This window comes from Aminobacterium sp. UBA4908 (assembly GCF_002398115.1).
Lineage (GTDB): Bacteria > Synergistota > Synergistia > Synergistales > Aminobacteriaceae > Aminobacterium > Aminobacterium mobile.
Genome location: NZ_DHCG01000003.1, coordinates 99,975 through 121,914, shown reverse-complemented (window position 1 = coordinate 121,914; position 21,940 = coordinate 99,975). Strand labels below are relative to the sequence as shown.

Below are 21,940 nucleotides of genomic sequence, written 5' to 3'. Positions count from 1 at the left end.
GTAATGCTGACACTGCTCGGGTAACAATGACAAACTTATCTGAGTTGCGTACGTAAATAAAAAGTAAAAGAAGTCTTTCCTTTTTCAATATCGGGAAAGACTTCTTTTTACGTGTTATTATATTGCGGATCTAAATAAACTGGCTCTCCGGGAGGTCAAGGAAGAATGAAAATAGCTATAGGATCTGACCATGCAGGTTATTCTGTTAAAACCGTTATTTTACGCCATCTGCAGGAAGAAGGACACGAAGTTTCTGACCACGGGGCAGATACTCCGGATATTTCCAGTGATTACCCTGACGTAGCTCTGTCAGTTGGGAAAGCTGTAGCTAATGGCGAAGCAGAACGAGGTATTCTCATCTGTGGAAGCGGGATAGGGATGTCAATAGCGGCTAACAAGGTTCCAGGAGCTTACGCTGCTCTATGCAATACCACAGAGTTAGCCAAACTTAGCCGACGCCACAACAATGCCAATATATTGGCCATGGGAGGTCGTCTCATTTCGGAGCAACAGGCAACTGAAATAGTTGATGTGTGGCTTAAGGGAACCTTTGAAGGAGACAGGCACCAACGCCGAATAGCAAAAATACGTAGTTATGAAGAAAAGATTGCTCCTTCATATCTAACAAATAATGGAGAAGGACGTATTGTAATTTTTGATCATCCCCTCGTTCAACATAAGGTAAGCATTATTAGGGACAAAAATACCTCTGTCAAAGAATTTAGAGAACTCGTTCAAGAAATAGCCGGCCTTATGGTTTATGAAATCACTCGAAACCTTCCCCTTGTAAAAATTGAGATAGAAACTCCAATCCAGAAAACTACTGGATACACCTTAGAGGGGAAAAAATTGGCTATAGTCCCAGTACTACGGGCTGGATTGGGCATGGTGGACGGCATTCTTCAAATCATTCCCAACGCTAAAGTTGGTCATATAGGACTCTATCGAGATCCTGAAACACTTGAGCCTGTAGAGTACTATTGTAAGCTACCTAGCGATATTAATGAGCGAGACATATTTGTTCTTGACCCGATGCTCGCTACAGGAGGATCCGCTACTGCTGCTATTAGTCTCGTCAAAGAGAAAGGGGCTCGGAAAGTGTCTCTGGTCTGTCTCATAGCCGCTCCAGAGGGCGTAAAAAAGGTACATGAAACCCATCCTGACGTAGATATTTACGCAGCTGCCCTTGACAGCCACTTGAACGAACAGGGCTATATTGTTCCCGGACTTGGGGATGCCGGAGATCGGCTTTTTGGGACCAAATAATTGGGAAATACCATGTGGCGCTTATTATTTATATGCATACTAATGATGGGGTGGGGAGCAGGAATGACCCCCCTCTCCATCAAGTTATCTCATCACTATCGCATCCTTGATGTTCCTGGAGGAAGAAAACATCATTTAGGAAACGTCCCCCGAGGAGCCGGTATAGTTTTATGGATGGGGTATCTCTTATGGGTTTTACTAGGCGCCTCAGGATCTTTCTTCCTCAAATTAAGTGCAACAGGAGCAACTATTGTTTTCCTGTGTGGTTATTGGGACGATATTCGTCCTCTCAATCCCATTGTACGTTTGGTATTACACATATTCGCAGCTTTTTTGGTGCTCATACCAATAGAGCTTCCGTGGACTCACCGCATTTTGATGCTTTTGTGGATAGCCGGCACCACCAGTGCCTATAATATAATTGATGGTCTCAATGGACTATGTTTAAGTATGTTTATCGTGGCAACTTTAATGGCCTCTAGATTAGGCGATCCTTCTCTCTGGTTGCCTATAGGGAGCGCAGCTTTAGGAGTTTTACATTGGAATTTCCCGCGAGCCCGAACTTTTTTAGGAGATGGCGGTAGCACGCTGCTGGGGTACCTTTTCGCTTCACAATTAACTTTCTCTATCTATACAAATTATGTAGAAAATACGCCACAATTATTCTCTATCTGGAAACTCATAATATTCCTTCTCTTGTGGGGCGGGGTCCCTGTATTAGATACTGTAGCTTCTATTATTCGCAGATTGTGTCACCGATGTTCTCCTTTCTTACCTGATCGCGGTCATCTCCATTATAGATTGATTGATAAGGGCTTTTCTCCTGTACAAACATTAGGGATCTTAGTGCTCCTTCATGGAGCTTTACTTGAGCTGGGTCTTTACTTTTTCACCCGATTCATTCAATGAAATGAAGGAGGGACGAAATGTCTCGAAAGATTGTTTGTGTTGTTGGAACTCGGCCTGAAGCTATAAAAATGGCCCCTGTTATTTTAGAATTAAGAAACAATAAGGAATACAATACTTTGGTATTAGCAACAGGGCAGCATTCAGACATGCTTGACCAAGCCCTCTCTTTCTTCGATATAAAAGCAGATGTAAATCTTCATATTATGAAAGATCGCCAAACACTCGATCACATCACATCTCTTGTTCTGACAGGAACAGGAAAAGTTTTTGATAAGGAACATCCCGATATGGTTCTTGTACATGGCGATACCACTACAACATTGGGAGCAACTTTATCTGCTTTTTATCGAAAAATCCCTGTAGGACACATAGAAGCCGGTTTACGGAGCTGGAATCTAGACCAGCCTTTCCCTGAAGAAGCAAATCGAGTTATCACAGATCGCTTATCAACTCTCTGGTTTGCCCCGACACAAGGAGCAAAACAAAACTTGCTTCAGGAAGGTGCAGACGAGAATCGCATTTTTGTTACAGGTAATACGGTGATAGACTCCCTATCTCGAACAGTAGAACAACATAAGGGATCTCTTCCTGAAGAGCTTTCTGGCCTTCAGCAAGAAGCACCTCTCATTCTGGTCACCGCCCATCGAAGGGAATCGTGGGGGCAGCCTTTAGTAAATATATGTGAGGCTCTATCTGAAATATTGGCTTCTGTACCAGAAATCTATGTGCTCATTCCCCTGCACAAAAATCCGACTGTCCGGGACGTTATACGAAAACATCTCGGGCAGCATAAACGAGTTATTTTTACAGAGCCTCTTGAGTATCCTGATTTTGTACAGGTCATGAATCGAAGCTATATTATCCTTAGTGATAGTGGGGGAGTACAAGAAGAAGCTTCTTTCTTACGCAAGCCAGTACTCATCATGAGAAACCTCTCGGAAAGACCAGAAGCGATACATTCAGGTACTGGAATTCTCGTAGGAACTAATAAAGACCGAATAGTAACTGAAACTCTTCGTCTTTTATCGAGTCGCGAAGACTATGATAAGCTTGTTGGGAAAAGTAATAATCCTTTTGGAGATGGGAAAGCTTCTCAGAGAATTCTCAAATACATTGACAATTTTTTTAAAAAAGAGGAAATATAGTTTAAAATATCCTTTATAAACTTTTCAAAAAGCTCTGTTTTTCAGCTATATTATAAAGCTCTTACATTGAGAGCAGGAGTGATTATGATGGACTATAAAATGAAAATTGCTGGCGGAATTCCGCTCCATGGAAAAATAGAAGCACAAGGAGCTAAAAATGCCGCTTTGCCTGTTATGGCTGCTTCTCTTCTATTAAAAGATGCCACGCTTCGGATTCATAAGGTCCCCCGCCTTCATGATGTTATAACCATGGCTGATCTTCTTCGGGATCTTGGCGCCGATATATTTTATGAAAAAGGTGAAATGTCTATCTCTATACCTGAAGAGCTATCGTGGGAAACGCCTGCGAATCTAGTTCGGAAAATGCGCGCCTCTTCCCTCGTTCTTGGGCCATTATTAGCTCGTTGTGGACGAGCCATATTGCCCCTGCCAGGCGGCTGTTCCATCGGAAGTCGTCCCATCGACCTGCACCTTAAGGGGCTCTCCCGCATGGGTGCTACGATAGATCTTGTTCATGGTGCCGTTCACGCGACTGCCAACGGTCTTAAAGGTTGTCGCATCTATCTCGACTTTCCTTCAGTAGGAGCCACAGAAAATCTTCTCATGGCCGCCGTATTTGCCCAAGGGGAGACGGTGCTTGAAAATACAGCACGTGAACCGGAAATTACAAATCTGGTACAAACACTCAAAGCCATGGGAGCCATTATTGAAGAGGATGGGACTGGTGTCATTAGAATTCAAGGAGTTGACGAACTACACGGGGAAGAAATAACTGTCATTCCTGATCGCATAGAAGCATGCACTTATATTCTCGCAGCTATTATTACTGGTGGGGAAGTGGAGATAACGAATATTATTCCCCAACATATAGACTCTCTTCTGGCTAAACTGGAAGAAGCTGGGGCCAACTTCACAGTGGAACAAGATAGAGTTTTAGTTCATCCTGTCAAACGGCTGAAAGCTGTCTCCCTGAAGACATTGCCTTATCCAGGATTTCCAACCGACTTGCAGCCTCAGGTTATGGCAACCCTTGCTTTAGCTGAAGGAGCAAGTGTTATTCAGGAAGGCGTTTTCCAATCGCGGTTCCTCCACGTAAGTGAACTGAATAAAATGGGGGCAAAGATAGAGTTGCAGGGGAATACCGCTGTTGTAACAGGAGTAGAACAACTTATAGGGGCTGACGTCAATGCTACTGATTTGCGGGCAGGTGCCGCTCTTATACTCGCTGGCTTAGCAGCTAAAGACGAGACGTCGGTGTTCCATATTGGCCATGTATGGCGCGGTTACGAAGACATGGATATAAAGCTTCAGCAACTTGGTGGTCGAGTTGAAGTTATTCCTACAGAGCCCTTGAGCACAAAAGTTAATGGGGCTGTACGAAAAGAAGAAGCATAAACAACAAAGAAAAAAATAGGGGAGGGGGGAAAGAACGCTAACGTACAAAACATTTATGTTACCCCCCTCTCTTCTTTTTTTCAGTAAAATGGGCATAGGCAAGGTGATGATATGGATTCAACTCTACACAAAAAGAATCAAGAGCAAGGAATCCAAATAATTGCTTTTGTAGGGCCAGCTGGCACTGGTAAAAGTCAGAGGGCACAATTTGTCGCTAAAGAAAATAACGTCGATTACATTATTGACGATGGCCTTGTTATCTCCCGAGGTCGTATTATGGCCGGAAAGAGCGCAAAATCCGAGAAAAATCTTGTCAGAGCCATACGCCGAGCTCTCTTTGAATTTTCAGATCACCGGGAAGAGGTGATGGGCTTCTTACGCCAACACTCCCCTTGTAAAGTGATGATTATAGCCACATCATCTGCCATGGCAAACAAAATTGTTCGCAGATTACAGCTTCCTCGTCCTGAGAATTTTATTCACATCAGTGATGTGGCTTCTCCGGAAGATATAAAAAATGCTCGCAAAGAAAGACGGACCAAGGGACAGCATGTTATCCCCGTATCTCGCGCTCAAATTCGCCGTAACTTTGCTGGAAAACTCGTAGGACATTTACGGGATCTTTTTAAAACCACTGATCGTGAAGAAGGGGAACGGACCATCGTTCGTCCGCCTTTTAATTTTTACGGAGAGTTAAGTATCAGTCCCCAAGCCATAATAGATATAATACAATATCTTACGGAACGAACCGTTCAAGTCTACAAAGTACTAGATATTAAAGTACGTCCAGCAGATGAAGCCGTAGAGATAGTTATCATAGTATCTCTTACTACGGGAGAACATACTTTTTTTGATATAGGAAATAAAATCCGGTGGAAAAGTGCACGAGCTATCCGATATTTTACCGGTATGGATATACAAAAAGTCAACATTCTCGTCAATGGAGTGTTTATAAAATGATGGAAGAAAAAAGGTATACCCCTACGTTAACATCTATAGAGAAAGCAAGAGAGAAAGCTTGGGGTAAATTATTAGAAGATATTACAACGTGTGAAAAATGCGCTCTATGTAAAACCCGGAAACATGTGGTTCCCGGAGAAGGGGCCATAAAAAGTTTATTAATGTTTGTAGGGGAAGGGCCTGGCTTTGATGAAGATGAACAGGGGCGCCCTTTCGTAGGAAAAGCCGGACAGCTTCTCACTAAAATATTAAAAGCGGCTGATATTTCTCGAAAGGATGTCTATATTACAAATGTGGTAAAGTGCAGACCTCCCGAGAATAGAGTCCCCACTATAGAAGAAATGATGGTTTGTAACAAGTATCTGGAAGCTCAAATCGCACTTATTCAACCTGCGATTATTGTATGTCTTGGGAATACTCCCACAAAATGGTTTTTAAAAACTTCTGAAGGCATTACCTCTCTACGTGGGCAATGGTTTCAATGGCGTGGAATAGATCTCATGCCTCTTTTCCATCCTAGCTACCTTCTTAGAAATGATTCAAGAAGAAAGGGAAGTCCCAAAGATCTTACATGGAGAGATATTCGGGTTGTAAAACAGCATCTCGACGAATTATTAGAAAAACGGAATGGAGGACATATAGAGAATGTCTGATTCTCCAAGAGAAGAGACCTTCTCTTCTCTTCAACATATAGCCATTATTATGGACGGGAATGGAAGATGGGCTCAACGTCGCCATCTTCCACGTCTTTTAGGGCATCGAGCTGGAGTCAAAGCCGTAGAGAGGATAGTACGAGCAACAACTTCTTATCATATCCCCTATTTATCACTTTACGCTTTTTCCACAGAAAATTGGAAGCGACCACAAACAGAAGTGAAAGGGCTTATGTCGCTTTTTAAATTTTATATCCGTAAAAAAATCGATGAACTTCGAGAAGAAGGGGTACGTCTTCGTTTTGCAGGAAGAATGCAAGGCGTTCCTGATGATATTCGTGAAATCATGTACCAAGCAGAAAATATTACTAAGGTTGGAGAACGCTTACAACTGATTGTCTGTTTAAATTACGGGGGCAGACAGGAAATTCTAGATGCCATCCAACATATCGTCAGAGAAAGCGATGGCACGGAAATTACAGAGGGAACTTTCAGAAAGTATCTCTATCTCCCAGATGTTCCCGACCCAGATCTTATAATACGAACCAGCGGGGAACAACGTCTTAGCAACTTTTGGCTTTGGCAGGGAGCCTACAGTGAACTATATTTCACATCAGTGTTATGGCCTGATTTTACAGAAAAAACCTTAAAAGACGCCATAGATTCATTTGAAAAGAGGGATCGACGTTATGGTGGCATTCAAAGCTAAGTCCCGAGAACTTGCTCTACGAGCTTTTAGCGGCTTTATTATAGGAGCCCTCATTTTGTCTGCTATTTATTACGGTGGACGAACATGGTTTCTTTTAGCCTCTATAATTAGCCTCATCTCTCTGTGGGAATACTATCAACTTCTTTCGAAGAAATTTAGAGTATCCAAGGGAATAGGGTTTCTCGCCGGTATTTTGGTCCTTTTGGCTTCAGCGGAATACCTTCGTCCTGCATCTATTTTAATTATTTTTACCCTTACTTCTTTTGTACTATTTATGATAGAAATATTACGTCGCCAATTTTCTCAGGTCAGTTACGCTATTTGGAACGTAGGCGGAACTTTATCTGGGCTCATTTATATTATTTTGCCGTGGAGTTATATGGTGCTTTTACGAGCTCATCCTATTGGCCGAACTCTTCTTTTCTCCCTATTCCTCTGCACATGGAGTTGCGACATAGCCGCATATCTCGTAGGGACGCGATGGGGTCGCAATAAGTTCTGCGAAGCTGTCAGCCCTAAAAAAACATGGGAAGGTTTTGCCGGTGGAGCTGGTGCCAGCATCCTCATTTCAGCGGCAGTGGCATACTATTGTTCGTTACCCCCTATCCCACTGTTAGGTATTGGCGCTATATGCGGTATTGCAGGCCAGCTTGGAGACTTGGTAGAATCCTTAATCAAGAGAGAAGCGGAGGTAAAAGACAGCGGACACCTCATTCCTGGACATGGGGGTTTTCTTGACCGTTTTGATAGCATTTTAATTAATGGGACATTGACATTTTTCTTATTTGGAGTGATCCTTTCTTGAAAAATAGACGTATAAAGCTTGCTGTCATAGGCGCTACAGGGAGCGTAGGAAGTGCTGTGTTAGATGTTTGTCGCGCATTTCCAGACTCCTTTGAGGTTGTGTTTTTAGCAGCTCATAGCGCTGTGAACAAAATGATAAATATCGCACAAGATTTCCATCCGGAAGCTGTTGTTTTAACCAATCCTCATGCAGCATCCCTGTTTAAGGGGAAGGGGTGTTCTATTCCTGTTTTTTCAGGGAATGAAGCTCTATATACCATAGCTACTCATCCCCATGTTGATCACGTAGTTTTTGCTTCTTCAGGAACAGCCGCTATTAAAGCCCTCCAGGGTGCCCTCAAACAAGGGAAAGAAGTATCTCTCGCAAATAAAGAGAGTATTGTTGTGGGAGGACCGTGGGTAATGCCTCTCGTAAAAAGAGATTCTCAACTCCGCCCTTTAGATAGCGAACATAATGCTATTTGGCAATGTTTGAGAGGGGAGATGGAACGCGAGGTCTCAAAAATTTACCTCACGGCTTCTGGGGGGCCTTTTCGAACGTTTACGCACAAAGAATTGGAATCTGTTACTCCTTCCATGGCTATAGCCCATCCTGTATGGAGTATGGGGCATAAATTGAGTATAGACAGCGCCACTCTTATGAACAAAGGGATAGAATTAATAGAAGCTATGTTTTTGTTTCGATTACAGAGCAAGCAAGTAGATGCAGTGATCTCTCCTGGTTCTGTTGTTCACGGCGTCGTCCAATTTATTGATGGATCTATGAAAATGCTTGCTTCTACACCTGACATGCGCCTATCTGCCGCTTCCGCTCTCGGCTACCCAGAGCGACTGAGAACCATGTCTTTCGTTCCAGAGCTTTCTTTAAAAGAACTCACTATCAATTTCTATCCCCCTAATGAAAAGCTCTTCCCATGTTTAGCTCTGGCCAAAGAAGCCGCTCGAAAACTTGGGCCCTACCCCGCATTGCTTATAGGCGCTGATGAAGGAGCTATAGAAGCTTTTGTAAAAAATAAAATTACTTTTACGCAAATTCCCTTAGTGATAGAGAAGGCAATGGCGCTGTATAATGGAGGAACCCCAACATCTCTAGATGAATGTATTGAGATTTCCCAATGGGCGCAACGCTCTGTTCAAGAAATAACAGGGGGGAAATAAGGAGAATAGTACATATGATCAGTATATTGTCATTTATAGTAGTCATAGGAATATGTGTTATATCTCATGAATTTGGGCACTATATTACGGCTAAAGCCTGTGGTGTTCAGGTTCATGAATTTTCTTTTGGGATGGGTCCAGTCCTCTGGAAACACAAAATAGGAAGGACACTATGGTCTGTTCGTGCTTTCCCCATCGGTGGATTTGTACGGCTAGCTGGTATGGAAGAAGAACAGCCGGGAGAAAATGTAATCCCTGGCAAGGGGTTCAATGATAAAAAAGCGTGGCAGAGGTTTCTTATCCTTTTTAACGGTCCCCTTGTTAATGTTTTTTTAGCCATAATACTCACTGCTTTCTTCCTTTCTGGACACGGCGTAGTAAATATGACTTCTACTGCTGTAGGATCAATTATGGAAAATCTTCCTGCACAGGCTGAGGGGTTACAAGCAGGAGATTTAATTTTATCTGTCAATGGGGAATCTGTTTCTAATTGGGTAGAGATGGCTCGTTCTATTCGAGAAGCAGCTTCTACAGGACCTGTTACGCTAGAGATCGAACGAGAGGGTGCTCGCTTTAAGAAAACCATTTCCATTCCGTTTAATTCCACATACGGGGCAGCTCTTCTCGGGGTACGACCTCCTTTCGTTCGATACGGAGCTTTTACTGCGTTAAAGAATGCTTTTTCTTATACTGTATCTATGAGTATCGAAATGATACAAGGGATCATTCGCTGGGCCCTTCGCGCACAAGATGTTGAAGTTACAGGCCCTATTGGCATAGCAACTATGGCTGGAGAAGCGGCAAAACAAGGGATATGGACGTTTATCTCATTCTTGGCTCTCATCAATCTGAATCTTGGGCTTATTAACCTGTTCCCTTTCCCTGCTCTTGATGGCGGACGGCTTGTATTTATATTAGGAGAAATTGCTACGCGGAAAAGATTGCCGGAACGAGTTGAAAATTATATCCATTTTGTAGGCTTCGTGCTTCTTATTTCCCTGATTCTCTTCATTACATGGAAAGACATCAGTCGCATATTTAGCCTATAAAAAGGAGAGATAGCTGGTATGACTACGAACATTGTATCTATTGGCGGTTTAACTATAGGAGGACAAGCCCCTATACGTGTCGAAAGTATGCTGAAATTTCCTTTGTCAGATTATGATATGTGCCTTCGCCAATGTAATTTATTACAGGAATCTGGTTGTGAGCTTCTTCGCGTAGCTTTTCCAGAAAGTTCTTTATATCATTCTCTATGTCGCCTAAACAAAGAAAGCAATATTCCAATTATGGCCGATATCCATTTCGACCCAGAGCTAGCTATTTTAGCTATGGAAGCTGGTTGCCCCTCCATTCGTATTAATCCCGGGAATATGCCTTCCAATAAACTGGAAGGAGTTATACGGAAAGCGCAAGAGTCTGGAACTGTCATTCGTATAGGAGCTAATAGCGGTTCCATTAATACTCGACAATTACAAAAAACCAATGGAGATCGAGGGAAAGCCCTCGCTTTCGCAGTAGAAGAACAGCTCACCATTTTACAACGTTACGGGTTTGAGCAAATTATACTTTCAGCTAAATCTACTAACATAGCTGAAACAGTGCAAGCGAACATATACCTTGGCCAGAAATATTCAACCTTCCCTATTCATATTGGCATAACTGAAGCAGGCCCTGGCGCACGAGGACTTGTTCGAAGTGCAGCTGGTCTATCCCTTTTGCTTGCCCAAGGGATAGGAAATACGTTGCGTGTCAGTCTTACAGCAGATTCTCTTTTAGAAGTAGAAGCTGGCTACGAAATTCTCCGCTCCCTTGGCTTGAGAGAAAAAGGAGTTCACCTTATTTCATGCCCTACATGCGGACGAAAACGAATTGATGTAGCTTCTATAGTTGAAAAAATTAAGCCGCTACTCACGCAGGTACCCAACGGAATCAGCGTAGCTGTTATGGGGTGCGAAGTCAATGGACCACGAGAAGCTAAATCTGCAGACATAGGAGTAGCTGGCTCTCCTCGGGGGATGATCCTTTTTACACAAGGACGAATAGTAGGGGAATGTACAATAGAGGACCTTCCTATTAAATTAGTTGCTCTTATAGAAGAAATAAAAAAAGAAAAAAAGCTTAAAGGAGAGGGGAAACACTCATGCCTATCAGTCTCAAGGGAAGACATTTTTTAACTCTGAAAGATTTTACAGAACAAGAGATCTATTATCTTCTGGACTTAGCTTCAAAATTGAAAGCTAAGAAAAGGGCAGGGATACGGGGAGATTTGCTCGCGGGAAAGAATATAGCATTACTCTTCGAGAAGGCTTCTACTCGAACTCGCTGTGCTTTTACAGTAGCCTGTATTGATGAAGGTGGACATGCTGAATATCTCGGAAAAAACGACATCCATCTTGGCGGCAAAGAAGATGTAAAAGATACAGCACGCGTTCTGGGCAGGATGTTCGACGGAATCGAATTTCGAGGGTATAAACAATCAGTGGTAGAAGAGTTAGCTCAATATGCGGGTGTTCCTGTATGGAATGGCCTTACAGATACATATCACCCTACACAAATACTGGCAGATTTCCTGACGCTTCAAGAGAATTTCGGTACAAATCTAGAGGGGATACGACTTGTCTATATAGGAGACGGTCGTAACAATATGGCAAATTCTCTCATGATCGGATCGGCTAAACTAGGTCTTCACTTCACCATTTGTGCTCCATCTTCTCTCTTCCCTGAAGAACGTCTCTATCAAGAATGTTTAGCTTTGGCAAGCAAAACTGGTGGGGCCATATCTTTAAAGCAGGATCCTAAAGAGGCTGTTAAGGGAGCTCATGCTCTTTATACAGATGTGTGGGCCTCTATGGGAGAGGAAGCCCAGCAAGAGGCAAGAGAAGCATTGCTGCGTCCTTACCAAATCAATACAGAACTTATGGAAGCGACAGGAAACCCACAAACTATCTTTCTTCATTGCCTTCCAGCTTATAAAGACAAGGAAGTGACAGAAGAAGTCTTTGAATCTAGGGCTTCTAAGGTTTTTGATGAGGCTGAAAATCGTCTTCACACTATCAAGGCTGTTATGGTAGCCACCATCGGTAATCTTTAATCTCTCTTGATTCATACACCTCGCGGGGGTATGATATTCCCGATTATGACATGGAGGGATGGATATGGCAGAGAATAAAAGAATTTTTCGATGCGCATCCTGCGGAACTATTTTTGAACAACCAGAAGGTATGTCGCCTATAAAGTGCCCGCAATGCCGGGGGAAAGTACTCATTTTGTTAGAGGGAGAATCTCTTGGGAAAAAAGGGTGCGGAGGCTCATGTACTTCTTGTTCATCAGGTTGAGGTGTTTAAAGATAAGGGCGGCAGTTGCCGCCCTTTAAACTGTTGTAGTAATAGCTGCATCAGCGCTATTAATGCCTTTGATAGAAGAAATAGCAGTTACAAAACTACGGATTTTTTTCGCGGGACCTCGTAACACTATGGCCTCTAGACAGTGAGAATGATCGAGATGTACGTGAGTAGAGCACACGATAATATCTCCAAAGTCATGTTGTAGCTGGGTCAGCTCTGCTGATGTGTCATAAGAATGGTGATCATATAAAATAGTCAGTGTTCCAGAAACTTTTCCTTCCCCTTCCTCCCATCTATTTCTTGAAATAGATTGACGAATCAGCTGACGTAAGGCATTAGAGCGGTTAGGAATTCCAGATCGCTGAATCCACTTGTCGAATTCCTCTAAAAGGGATTCTGGTACAGCCACTCCAAAGCGAACTAACTTTTCCACCTCTACACAGCCTCCTTTAGCACATATAAGTGCTATTTGCACATACCAAATTATAGATAGACTCTTATTATATTAACACTATTATATTTTATTTATCGAGAATACGAGCGAAGGGGAAACGTGTTCCATAGTATTATTTTCTTCTCTTCAAACAGTTTCTTTGATCTTCATCAGCGAAGAAAATATTACTGAAAAAATGGCCTTTCGTGTTACAATTAATAGCCGCTAGTTAGCAGGATCAGTATATAAACAACAGAGTTTATCTGATATGCTAGAATTTAAGAAAGGGAAGGAAAGGTATTTATATGGCAGAGACATATATTCGTTCTCCACAAAAAATTGTCGCTACCATTGAAAAGTGGTTGGCAGAACGAGTTCAAGAAGCTGGGGCCTACGGAGGAATCGTAGGTCTAAGTGGTGGTATTGACTCAGCCGTAGTTGCCGTTCTCTTGAAAAAAGTTTTTTATAATCAGATGCTCGCTGTTATCATGCCATGCCACAGCATTCCCAAAGATAGAGAGGATGCGGAAGAACTTATCGACATCTTTAAATTACCCTCAGCTGTCGTAGATCTAACGCCGACATATGACAGATTGGTAAGAGCATTACGTCAAGTGGAGGAGAACATAGAACCTCTAGCCTTATCTAATATAAAGCCACGGTTGCGAATGACAACTCTATACGCTCTTGCCCAATCTAAAGGCTACCTTGTCTGTGGAGCAAGCAACAAAGCCGAGTTAACTATTGGGTATTTTACTAAGCATGGTGACTCCGGCACAGACCTTCTCCCTTTAGGCGATCTGCTCAAAGAAGAAGTTCGCCATACTGCAGCGTACATTGGCATCCCTGAAAAAATCATCCAGAAACCTCCATCGGCAGGATTGTGGAAAGGGCAAACTGATGAGAAAGAAATGGGTCTCAATTACATCGATATAGATCAATATATAGCTACAGGAAAAGTGGGATCTGACATTCAACTACAGATTGAAAAGCGAATTCGCAGATCTCAACATAAGCGAAACATGCCTCCAATCTGTTTGATTTCGGAATAAAAAGACATATTTTATAATTATTAAGAGGTGATTGTTCATGTCCGGACATTCAAAGTGGGCTAATATAAAACACAGAAAAGCTGCTCAAGATGCTAAGAGAGGAAATTTGTTCCAAAAGTTAGTACGAGCCATTATCGTCGCTGCTAAAAATGGAGGGGGAGATCCCTCTATGAATATTCAGCTGAAAACGGCTATCGATAGAGCCCGTGCTGCGAGCGTTCCTAACGACAACATAGATAGAGCTATAAAACGCGGTACTGGAGAAATAGCGGGCGCTAACTATGAAGAAATTACATATGAGGGGTACGGCTCTAATGGCATAGCTCTTATGATAGAAGCTCTTACCGACAATAGAAATAGAACAGCTGCTGATATGAGAGCTATTTTATCCCGCGGCGGTGGTTCTCTTGGGGAATCAGGATGTGTAGCCTGGATGTTCGAGAGAAAAGGGGTAGTAGAGGTAAAAGGGGAAAATCTTGACGAAGAAGCTCTATTAATGGCTTGCCTGGATGCTGGCGCGGAAGATATGGAAACCCAAGAAGATGGGTATATTATTTACACTGACTCCAGCGCTGTGAACGATGTTCAGGAAGCTCTAAAAAAAGCAGGGTATGCAGTTACTCGAGCTGAAACTGATATGATTCCCAATAGTACTATAGCTATAGAAGCAAAAGAACAGGCTGTAAAAATTCTGAGACTCATGGATAATCTGGAAGAACATGATGACGTCCAGAATGTATATGCCAATTTCGACATTCCGGATGAACTTATGGCACAAATTGAAGCAGAATAAGAGTTCACCTGCCGTTTGTCTGGGGGTAGATCCAGGACTAGGGCGAGTAGGATTTGCCTTTATCCTTAAAGAAGGGCATTCCTTTACTGCTGTAGAATATGGGTGTATAGAAACTCCGCCCCGAACAGATGTTTCGCAAAGGCTCGAAATGATATATGACAAACTTGGGGAGCGGATCCGTTGTTGCTCCCCTGATTTTATGTCAGTCGAAAGCTTGTTTTTTGGGAGAAATACCACCACGGCTGGGAATGTATGGCAAGCTCGAGGCATAGTCTTGCTGTTGGCATCTCAATATCAATTACCTCTCTATGAGCCCAAACCAGCGCAGATTAAGATGGCAGTATGCGGTTCGGGATCTGCAGATAAAAAACAGGTACAAAGGATGGTTCAACGATTATTGAACCTCAAAGAAAAACCAAAACCTGACGATACAGCAGACGCATTAGCAATTGCTATTACAGGTTTTGCGCTGCATTCTTATGCCCAAAGGACTGGGGTTGGTGATCGACTGTGCTAAGAAGTATAGAAGGGAAAGTGTTGCATCTTGGAGAAGAAGGCGTCATTCTTGATGTAAATGGGTTGGGCTTCGATATTCTATGCTCTGGCAGTGCCTTACGGTTATGTGAGGAGAAAGAGGTAGTCCGTCTCACCACCTACCTGCAAATAACAGATAATGGAGCTTCTCTCTTCGGCTTTTCCTGTGAACAGGAACGAAATATATTCTTAAAGCTCATTACTGTAAAGGGGGTAGGAGGACGTGTGGGATTAGCTATCCTTCGTTCTCTAAATCCCAGCCAAGTGATAAGAGCTGTTGCGACATCAGATCTCGACACTTTTTTGCAGGTACCAGGAGTGGGAAAGAAAACAGCAGAACGCCTTTGTTTCGAACTTAAACGTCATATTACTGAAGACATGCTAGCAGATTTTGAAGATATTGATCTACCTGTCGTGGAGGTTCGGAATACAGTGGCTGCAGCCCTTCGCTCCCTTGGATTCTCACAAAACGAAGTCTATGGCGCAATGAATCGTCTAAAAAGACAAATGGGCGCAGATTTTGACGCTGCTACGGAAGAGATATTGCTTAAGGGAGCTCTTCGTGAATTAAAGCGGAACTGAGGTGAATCGCGTGCCATTTTCAGAAGAAGAAAGAACGAGTTTTTATGATCTGCAACAAGATGAAACCACAGATGAATTGACTCTTCGTCCATCTAATTTGAAAGACTTTGTAGGCCAACAAAAGCTCAAAGAAAAGTTATCCATTTACATACAAGCTGCGCTACAGCGGAAAGAAGCTCTGGACCATATCCTCTTTTACGGTCCCCCGGGGTTAGGTAAAACAACACTTGCAGGTATTATTGCTCGCGAAATGGGGGGACAACTTCGGGTTACAACCGGCCCTGCTTTGGAAAAAGCTGGGGATTTGGCTGCTATACTCTCTAATCTCGAGCCATATGACGTGCTTTTCATTGATGAAATCCATCGTCTGCCTGCAAGCGTGGAAGAGATATTATATCCAGGGATGGAGGACTATAACCTCCATATTATAGTGGGGAAAGGGCCTCTTGCTAATAATATATGCCTCTCTCTTCCTCCGTTTACTCTGGTGGGAGCTACTACTCGATTAGGACTTCTCACGTCGCCTCTTCGAGCTCGCTTTGGTATTGTCGAACAACTAACTCTTTATAACGAAAAAGAGATTGCCGATATAGTGGAGCGGGGAGCGAAGGTTTTGGGTGTCTCGATAGAGCCGGAAGCTGCTTTGGAGATCGCCCGGCGTTCCAGAGGCACACCTCGAGTTGCTATAAGGCTACTGAAGCGTGTAAGGGATGTGGCTGAAGTCCGACAATCATCTTCCATAACAAATGCGTTGGCTGCTGCCGCCTTAAATATGCTCGGCCTCGACTCCCTTGGCCTTGATGACGGAGACCGGCGGATCCTCAGAGTCATTGTGGACCTTTTTGATGGAGGCCCGGTAGGGCTCTCTACCGTGGCTGCTGCACTAAATGAGGAGAGCCAGACCATCGAAGATATTTATGAACCTTATTTGATACAAAAAGGGCTTATTGAACGAACTCCTCGAGGGAGGAAAGCCACGCGCAACGGATACCTTTATCTTGGAGAAACTCCTCCCGACGATAAAATAAATCAGTTGAAATTTTATGGCGAGGAGGAAGGGAACTAAATGCAAGACATCGGAAAAATTTTTATCTTTATCGGTATAGTTCTAGTGATAGCTGGCATTGCTTTCTTGCTCTTTAGCAAACTTAATCTTCCTCTAGGGCGTTTGCCTGGTGACATAACATATACTAAGAAAAATGTAACAATTTTTGCCCCCATAACAACAATGCTTATAATCAGCATTGTCTTGACGCTCGTGCTTAACATTATAAATCGCTGGATAAAATAATATAATATTTAGAAGAACTCAAAAAAAGAGGAGGTTCCTATCCGTAATGAAGCTTTTGACCCCGATAAAACGTATAGTATTTACTGTGCTATTCCTTTTCAACCTCATAGGATGGCCTTTAAACTGGATGGCTCCAGTGGAAGCTGCTTCACAACCTATTCGAATCGGAGTAGGGATAGGCCTCTCGCAGGCAGTTATTTCCTCAGGCTCTCCCATTATTTTGAAAGAAGCTTCCGGGAAAAAATATCGAGCTAATAAAGCAATTACTATTAGATGGGCTGGAAATAACCGCGCAGCCATAGGGAAACATTCTTTAAAACTCCCCTTAATTTTAACGAGTTCCAATCCGCTCGCTTATAATAAAGTCCGATATCGTGGATATATCAAAATAGAGGGGAATGGCAACTCTTTTAGCATAGTCAACGTGCTCGATGTGGAAGACTATGTGAGAGGAGTCCTCAAAATGGAAACAAACCCGGCTTGGCCTTTAGAATCTCTTAAAGCTCAAGCTATTATATCTAGAACATATGCTCTTAAAAATATAGGGAAATATGGAAGCAAGGGGTTTGATCTCACGGCCACCCCCGATTGTCAAGTATATCGAGGCATCAATGCCGAAACACCACAAACAGATAGAGCGGTGAAAGAGACTGTGGGAATCGTAGTAACATATGGCTCAGACTTGGCCCTGACTCCTTTTCACTCTGATAGTGGAGGAGCCACAGCTAATGTAGCAGAGGTATGGAACAGTTCTATCCCATACTTAAAAGGGGTACAGGAAGCCATTTCGTATTCATCTCCTTATTCTACGTGGGAAGTTTCTCTCTCCCCGCAACAAATTCAGTCGGCTCTTAGTAAAATCGGAGTTCAGGTAGGACAGATACAGAGCATTGAAATCGGGCAGCAAGATTCTTTTGGAAGAACAGTTTCTCTTGTGCTGAGGGGAAGCCAGGGGGCAACCCAGATAAAGTCCAACCAATTCAGAATGGCTATAGGGCCTACTGTGTTAAGGAGCACTTTCTTCTCCGCCGTTAATGGTCAACATCTTTCTTTGAAAGCCCAATCGGTGCCTAATTCACCTGTCCCTCCCTCTGCGCCCGAACAACGCAATAATGTCGGTATTACGAACAGTGATGGCCCGTTAACCTTTGAAGAAGAACAGACTATGATCGATCTCACAAAACAAGGAGCTTTTTCCAGCCACGAAATGATCGACATGCTCATGAACCCTGAAAAGAAAAAATTGTACCTTTTAAAAGCTCTTAAACAAGGGGAACCAAAAAAACAAAGTAATTCTGTCATTACAAATACAAAATCTGGGGCAGGACAGATTCGACCGTCTTCTGAGGGTTTTGTGTTCAAGGGCAGAGGGTGGGGGCATGGGGTAGGTCTCTCCCAGTGGGGGGCAAAAAGCCTAGCAGAAAACGGTTGGAAATACTCTCAAATATTGCAACACTATTACCCTGGGACAACACTTTCAAGACGATAGAAGGCGAAGACTTTTTATGGCTCAAATAGATCTTTTTGACATTGAATCATATGCATATGAACTTCCAGAGAAGTTGATTGCACAGAACCCAGTTTCACCCCGTAACCATTCGAGACTTCTTGTATTAGATCGGCATACGGGCACTATGACTCACACATATTTTTACGAACTTGAGCACTTTCTCAAAGAAGGAGATGTGCTCGTCCTTAACGATACTCGAGTTATTCCAGCCCGTCTCTATGGTGTAAAAGAAAAGGGAACAGCCCACGTAGAGATTTTGTTACTCAAACCATTAGATGCTACGTGGACATGCTGGGAAGCCTTGGTTCGGCCAGGGCGTCGCCTGAAAAAAGGTAGCGCTGTACGCCTTAAAAATGGCGTTTTAGTTAGTATAGAAAATGCTCTTTCAGAAGGAGTCCGAGTTGTGAGGTTCCCGGAAGAGAGTAATGTACTTTCTCTTCTCGAGGAAATAGGAGAAATTCCATTCCCTCCTTATATAAAACATACGTCTGCATCTTCATCTGACTACCAAACAGTTTTTGCGAAAAGGAATGGCTCTTCTGCTGCACCTACGGCTAGTTTACATTTTACCCAGGCACAGCTACAACATTTAGTAGAGGAACACGGGATTACCTTGGCGTGGGTTACTTTGCATGTAGGGCTTGGAACATTTCGACCAGTGCAGGTATCAGATATCCGGCAACACAATATACATAAAGAGTATTGTGAGGTTCCTGAATCTACGGCATCGCTCATACGCAAGGCAAAAGCAGAGAAGCGACGTGTCATTGCCTCTGGAACAACTGTGGCAAGAACGCTGGAAAGCATGTCTGTTGATAATGAAGAGGTGATACAACAAGGCTGCAAAAACACCTCTCTTTTTATTTATCCTGGCTATAATTTTAAAATAGTTGATGGACTTATAACAAACTTCCATCTGCCTCGTAGCACTCTCTTAATGCTTGTTGCAGCTTTAGCTGGATACGATAATATTATGAATGCCTATAAAACTGCAGTAGAGAAAGAGTATCGATTCTTTTCTTTTGGCGATGCCATGTTTATTTGTTGATGTAAATAAGAAAGGAGGCTTTTCATATGTGGAAATGGGCATGTCTCGTTCCTCATCCTCCTATCATCGTTCCGGAAGTAGGCCATGGAAGAGAAAAAGAGGCACATCAAACTCTTAATGGAATGAAGGAATTAACCTATCATCTAAAAAACCAGAAACCTGATATCTTATTTCTTCTTTCCCCTCATGCTCCTCAAGGCTCTGGCCTTTTTTTTCTCGAAACATCTTGTTATGCTGGAGATCTTTCAATGTTTGGAGCTCCTCAAGTGTCTGTGGAAATAAAAAGCGATGGAGAGAAATGCAAAGCGCTCTATAGCTTTTTACAAGGAGAAGTACCGATAAGTCATGTACAAAAAGAGAAAGTATTTCTCGATCATGCCTCGTTAGTGCCCCTTTATTTTTTCCATAAAGCGTGGGGCGTTTTTCCCACACTCATCGTAGCAAACCCCATGGGTCTTTCTCTGAAGGAGGCTCTTAAAACTGGAGAGATCCTACAAAAGTTTAAAAGACCTGGAGAAAGTTGGGGGCTTATAGCCAGCGGTGATTTATCGCATCGAGTCACTCGCGATGCGCCAGCTGGATATTCCCCCTTAGGCTCTTTTTTTGATGAACAAGTAGTTCATGCCATAAAGATGTCAGATCCTAAAATTCTACTTGATCTCCCTTCCCGCACTATTTATGAGGCAGGGGAATGTGGGCTCAGATCAGCGCTCGTATTTCTTGCGCTCTCAGGGGAAAAAGCTAAACCCAAATTACTTTCTTATGAAGCACCTTTTGGGGTTGGATATGCCACAGCTATAGCTGTGTTCCCTTGGAAAACATACCCCTCTTTAGCCCGACACGCTATAGAAACATACGTGAGAGAGGGGGAAAGACTTTCACCTCAGGACGTGGAAGAACTCGCGCCACAAGAAAGTCTACAAAGTAAAAAAGCTTGTTTTGTTTCTCTTAAAACATTAAAAGGGGAACTTCGGGGGTGCATTGGAACCATCACCCCGGTTCGAGCTTCCCTGGCTTGGGAAGTAGTAGAGAACGCTATAGCAGCTGCTACTGAAGATCCACGCTTTTTACCAGTCCGCCCTGAGGAATTACCTAATCTTACTGTCTCCATAGACATATTGAGTGAACCCGAAGTAATCCGCAACGTAGAAGAACTTGATCCCAAACAATATGGAGTCATTGTCTCCAAAGGAAACCGGCGAGGAGTATTGCTTCCTGATCTCGAGGGAATTACCCTAGCCAGCCAGCAAATACAGATTGCAGCTCAAAAGGCCGGCATTACTACCCTTGATGGCATCTCTATCTCCCGATTTACCGTCCATCGATATCCGGAAAGGGAAGATACTCCATGACGTATCAAGCTTTATGGTGGCACAAAGAAGGGGAGAGAATTATTTGTGATCTCTGCCCTCACAGGTGCTCTTTAAAAAAAGGACAAAAAGGATTATGCGGCGTACGCATCCATCGAGGAGAGGCTGGACTTTTTAGCTTAAATTATGGTCTTGTTTCTTCCATGGCTCTTGACCCAGTAGAAAAAAAACCTCTTTATCATTGGAATCCAGGAACCGAAATTTTTTCTATAGGGAGTATTGGTTGCAATATGCATTGCCCTTTCTGTCAAAATTGGGAGATATCTACATGTTCTTCAAAGGTCCCCTTAACCTACATTCCTTCGTCTGACCTTCTTCGTCTTGTTCGTAAAGAGCAGGTTCGTTCTGTGGCATTTACATATAATGAGCCTCTCATTTGGTATGAATATGTGATGGATACAGCCCAAATACTGAAAAAAGAAGGGATTCCTGTAGTCTTGGTCTCTAATGGTATGATAAACGAGGCGCCATTAAAAGATCTTTTGCCGTATGTAGATGCTGCCAACATTGATGTGAAGGCCTTTGACGAGGAAACATATCGATTTATGGGAGGAGATCTTAACACTGTTAAACAAACAGTAGAGACAATGATTGCAGCAGGAATACATGTAGAATTAACAAGCCTTATTGTTACGGGAATTCATAAAGATACCCTTTGGATTGAATCATTGGCGAAGTGGGCAGCGTTTCTTTCCCCTTCCATGGTTCTTCATATATCTCGATATTTTCCATGCTATAAATGGAATGAAAAGCCCACTCCCATCACTATGCTGAGAGAGGCCAAGAGTCGGGCAGAAAAGCATTTGCATTTCGTTTATTTAGGAAATGTAACAGAAACAGTTTTTACTCTCTGTCCTTCATGTAAAGCAACAATATTGGAGCGTCGAGGATACAATACATATATTCAAGCTATGGATAGAGAAGGTCGTTGTGCTAAATGCGGCTTCCCCATAGTTACTCTTACTGGAAATGAGGATTAAA

Annotated in this window: 24 protein-coding genes; 23 read left to right on the top strand and 1 reads right to left on the bottom strand. The window is 43.0% G+C overall.

Annotation, left to right across the window (positions count from 1 at the left end; translation table 11 throughout):
* Window positions 1–165: 165 nt before the first annotated feature.
* From upp to B4J50_RS04575, 13 genes are all read left to right on the top strand, one after another.
* On the top strand, window positions 166–1,266 hold the full coding sequence (upp, locus tag B4J50_RS04635) for a uracil phosphoribosyltransferase (protein ID WP_024822293.1): 1,101 nt from the start codon (window positions 166–168) through the stop codon (window positions 1,264–1,266).
* A gap of 42 nt (window positions 1,267–1,308) precedes the next feature.
* Window positions 1,309–2,175 (top strand): glycosyltransferase family 4 protein, encoded by an 867-nt coding sequence (locus B4J50_RS04630; protein ID WP_286846476.1) that lies wholly within the window; start codon window positions 1,309–1,311, stop codon window positions 2,173–2,175.
* A gap of 17 nt (window positions 2,176–2,192) precedes the next feature.
* Complete coding sequence (gene wecB / locus B4J50_RS04625; RefSeq protein WP_024822295.1) at window positions 2,193–3,320, top strand: non-hydrolyzing UDP-N-acetylglucosamine 2-epimerase; 1,128 nt, start codon at window positions 2,193–2,195, stop codon at window positions 3,318–3,320.
* Window positions 3,321–3,407: 87 nt separating this feature from the next.
* Window positions 3,408–4,715 (top strand): UDP-N-acetylglucosamine 1-carboxyvinyltransferase, encoded by a 1,308-nt coding sequence (murA, locus tag B4J50_RS04620; RefSeq protein ID WP_286846479.1) that lies wholly within the window; start codon window positions 3,408–3,410, stop codon window positions 4,713–4,715.
* A gap of 111 nt (window positions 4,716–4,826) precedes the next feature.
* Window positions 4,827–5,675 carry a hypothetical protein gene (locus B4J50_RS04615; protein ID WP_286846481.1) on the top strand — a complete coding sequence of 283 codons (849 nt, stop codon included), beginning with the start codon at window positions 4,827–4,829 and terminating at the stop codon, window positions 5,673–5,675.
* Entirely contained in the window at window positions 5,672–6,328 is a 657-nt protein-coding gene (locus tag B4J50_RS04610; RefSeq protein WP_286846483.1) for a uracil-DNA glycosylase, read from the top strand. Before B4J50_RS04615 ends, B4J50_RS04610 begins: the two co-directional genes overlap by 4 nt.
* Entirely contained in the window at window positions 6,321–7,037 is a 717-nt protein-coding gene (uppS, locus tag B4J50_RS04605) for a polyprenyl diphosphate synthase (protein ID WP_286846485.1), read from the top strand. Before B4J50_RS04610 ends, uppS begins: the two co-directional genes overlap by 8 nt.
* On the top strand, window positions 7,018–7,842 hold the full coding sequence (locus B4J50_RS04600) for a phosphatidate cytidylyltransferase (RefSeq protein ID WP_286846487.1): 825 nt from the start codon (window positions 7,018–7,020) through the stop codon (window positions 7,840–7,842). Before uppS ends, B4J50_RS04600 begins: the two co-directional genes overlap by 20 nt.
* Window positions 7,839–8,999, top strand: coding sequence for a 1-deoxy-D-xylulose-5-phosphate reductoisomerase (gene dxr, locus B4J50_RS04595; RefSeq protein WP_286846488.1), 1,161 nt, complete (start codon window positions 7,839–7,841; stop codon window positions 8,997–8,999). The genes B4J50_RS04600 and dxr overlap by 4 nt, the downstream gene beginning before the upstream one ends.
* Window positions 9,000–9,013: 14 nt before the next feature.
* Complete coding sequence (gene rseP / locus B4J50_RS04590) at window positions 9,014–10,048, top strand: RIP metalloprotease RseP (RefSeq protein WP_286953955.1); 1,035 nt, start codon at window positions 9,014–9,016, stop codon at window positions 10,046–10,048.
* Window positions 10,049–10,066: 18 nt separating this feature from the next.
* Window positions 10,067–11,176, top strand: coding sequence for a (E)-4-hydroxy-3-methylbut-2-enyl-diphosphate synthase (ispG, locus tag B4J50_RS04585; protein ID WP_286846492.1), 1,110 nt, complete (start codon window positions 10,067–10,069; stop codon window positions 11,174–11,176).
* Window positions 11,143–12,093, top strand: coding sequence for an ornithine carbamoyltransferase (argF, locus tag B4J50_RS04580; RefSeq protein ID WP_286846494.1), 951 nt, complete (start codon window positions 11,143–11,145; stop codon window positions 12,091–12,093). Before ispG ends, argF begins: the two co-directional genes overlap by 34 nt.
* Before the next feature lie 64 nt (window positions 12,094–12,157).
* Window positions 12,158–12,337, top strand: coding sequence for a hypothetical protein (locus B4J50_RS04575; protein WP_286846497.1), 180 nt, complete (start codon window positions 12,158–12,160; stop codon window positions 12,335–12,337).
* Between the two features lie 34 nt (window positions 12,338–12,371).
* Here the strand turns inward: B4J50_RS04575 and nikR are convergent, their stop codons facing one another.
* On the bottom strand, window positions 12,372–12,779 hold the full coding sequence (gene nikR / locus B4J50_RS04570; protein WP_024822306.1) for a nickel-responsive transcriptional regulator NikR: 408 nt from the start codon (window positions 12,777–12,779) through the stop codon (window positions 12,372–12,374).
* Window positions 12,780–13,084: 305 nt separating this feature from the next.
* Between nikR and nadE the strand changes: the two genes are divergently transcribed.
* From nadE to amrS, 10 genes are read left to right on the top strand one after another with little or no spacing between them, the layout of a single operon-like run.
* On the top strand, window positions 13,085–13,831 hold the full coding sequence (gene nadE / locus B4J50_RS04565; RefSeq protein ID WP_286846500.1) for an NAD(+) synthase: 747 nt from the start codon (window positions 13,085–13,087) through the stop codon (window positions 13,829–13,831).
* Between the two features lie 37 nt (window positions 13,832–13,868).
* The gene (locus tag B4J50_RS04560) at window positions 13,869–14,624 is read left to right on the top strand and encodes a YebC/PmpR family DNA-binding transcriptional regulator (RefSeq protein ID WP_286846503.1); all 756 of its coding nucleotides are present in this window, start codon (window positions 13,869–13,871) and stop codon (window positions 14,622–14,624) included.
* Entirely contained in the window at window positions 14,611–15,141 is a 531-nt protein-coding gene (ruvC, locus tag B4J50_RS04555) for a crossover junction endodeoxyribonuclease RuvC (RefSeq protein WP_024822309.1), read from the top strand. Before B4J50_RS04560 ends, ruvC begins: the two co-directional genes overlap by 14 nt.
* A complete protein-coding gene (gene ruvA, locus B4J50_RS04550; protein ID WP_034326307.1) occupies window positions 15,135–15,740 on the top strand; it encodes a Holliday junction branch migration protein RuvA in 606 nt (201 codons plus the stop codon). The genes ruvC and ruvA overlap by 7 nt, the downstream gene beginning before the upstream one ends.
* A 10-nt stretch (window positions 15,741–15,750) precedes the next feature.
* Complete coding sequence (gene ruvB, locus B4J50_RS04545; RefSeq protein WP_286846734.1) at window positions 15,751–16,806, top strand: Holliday junction branch migration DNA helicase RuvB; 1,056 nt, start codon at window positions 15,751–15,753, stop codon at window positions 16,804–16,806.
* Window positions 16,807–17,031, top strand: a complete 225-nt coding sequence (locus tag B4J50_RS04540) for a DUF2905 domain-containing protein (RefSeq protein WP_024822312.1) — start codon at window positions 16,807–16,809, stop codon at window positions 17,029–17,031.
* A 46-nt stretch (window positions 17,032–17,077) separates the two neighbouring features.
* Window positions 17,078–18,520 carry a SpoIID/LytB domain-containing protein gene (locus B4J50_RS04535; protein ID WP_286846507.1) on the top strand — a complete coding sequence of 481 codons (1,443 nt, stop codon included), beginning with the start codon at window positions 17,078–17,080 and terminating at the stop codon, window positions 18,518–18,520.
* A gap of 16 nt (window positions 18,521–18,536) precedes the next feature.
* Window positions 18,537–19,589 carry a tRNA preQ1(34) S-adenosylmethionine ribosyltransferase-isomerase QueA gene (queA, locus tag B4J50_RS04530; protein ID WP_024822314.1) on the top strand — a complete coding sequence of 351 codons (1,053 nt, stop codon included), beginning with the start codon at window positions 18,537–18,539 and terminating at the stop codon, window positions 19,587–19,589.
* Window positions 19,590–19,615: 26 nt separating this feature from the next.
* Window positions 19,616–20,941: an AmmeMemoRadiSam system protein A gene (gene amrA, locus B4J50_RS04525; protein WP_286846509.1), complete on the top strand. Its 1,326-nt coding sequence runs from the start codon at window positions 19,616–19,618 to the stop codon at window positions 20,939–20,941.
* Complete coding sequence (gene amrS, locus B4J50_RS04520) at window positions 20,938–21,939, top strand: AmmeMemoRadiSam system radical SAM enzyme (RefSeq protein WP_286846511.1); 1,002 nt, start codon at window positions 20,938–20,940, stop codon at window positions 21,937–21,939. Before amrA ends, amrS begins: the two co-directional genes overlap by 4 nt.
* Window position 21,940: the final 1 nt, after the last annotated feature.

Coding starts and splice junctions, on each gene's coding strand:
- nadE (WP_286846500.1), top strand. CDS start 13,085: ATGGCAGAGACATATATTCGTTCTCCACAAAAAATTGTCGCTACCATT.
- B4J50_RS04540 (WP_024822312.1), top strand. CDS start 16,807: ATGCAAGACATCGGAAAAATTTTTATCTTTATCGGTATAGTTCTAGTG.
- queA (WP_024822314.1), top strand. CDS start 18,537: ATGGCTCAAATAGATCTTTTTGACATTGAATCATATGCATATGAACTT.
- amrA (WP_286846509.1), top strand. CDS start 19,616: ATGTGGAAATGGGCATGTCTCGTTCCTCATCCTCCTATCATCGTTCCG.
- B4J50_RS04535 (WP_286846507.1), top strand. CDS start 17,078: ATGAAGCTTTTGACCCCGATAAAACGTATAGTATTTACTGTGCTATTC.
- amrS (WP_286846511.1), top strand. CDS start 20,938: ATGACGTATCAAGCTTTATGGTGGCACAAAGAAGGGGAGAGAATTATT.
- uppS (WP_286846485.1), top strand. CDS start 6,321: ATGTCTGATTCTCCAAGAGAAGAGACCTTCTCTTCTCTTCAACATATA.
- B4J50_RS04630 (WP_286846476.1), top strand. CDS start 1,309: ATGATGGGGTGGGGAGCAGGAATGACCCCCCTCTCCATCAAGTTATCT.
- B4J50_RS04575 (WP_286846497.1), top strand. CDS start 12,158: ATGGCAGAGAATAAAAGAATTTTTCGATGCGCATCCTGCGGAACTATT.
- B4J50_RS04560 (WP_286846503.1), top strand. CDS start 13,869: ATGTCCGGACATTCAAAGTGGGCTAATATAAAACACAGAAAAGCTGCT.
- B4J50_RS04600 (WP_286846487.1), top strand. CDS start 7,018: ATGGTGGCATTCAAAGCTAAGTCCCGAGAACTTGCTCTACGAGCTTTT.
- B4J50_RS04610 (WP_286846483.1), top strand. CDS start 5,672: ATGATGGAAGAAAAAAGGTATACCCCTACGTTAACATCTATAGAGAAA.
- upp (WP_024822293.1), top strand. CDS start 166: ATGAAAATAGCTATAGGATCTGACCATGCAGGTTATTCTGTTAAAACC.
- murA (WP_286846479.1), top strand. CDS start 3,408: ATGGACTATAAAATGAAAATTGCTGGCGGAATTCCGCTCCATGGAAAA.
- ispG (WP_286846492.1), top strand. CDS start 10,067: ATGACTACGAACATTGTATCTATTGGCGGTTTAACTATAGGAGGACAA.
- B4J50_RS04615 (WP_286846481.1), top strand. CDS start 4,827: ATGGATTCAACTCTACACAAAAAGAATCAAGAGCAAGGAATCCAAATA.
- wecB (WP_024822295.1), top strand. CDS start 2,193: ATGTCTCGAAAGATTGTTTGTGTTGTTGGAACTCGGCCTGAAGCTATA.
- rseP (WP_286953955.1), top strand. CDS start 9,014: ATGATCAGTATATTGTCATTTATAGTAGTCATAGGAATATGTGTTATA.
- argF (WP_286846494.1), top strand. CDS start 11,143: ATGCCTATCAGTCTCAAGGGAAGACATTTTTTAACTCTGAAAGATTTT.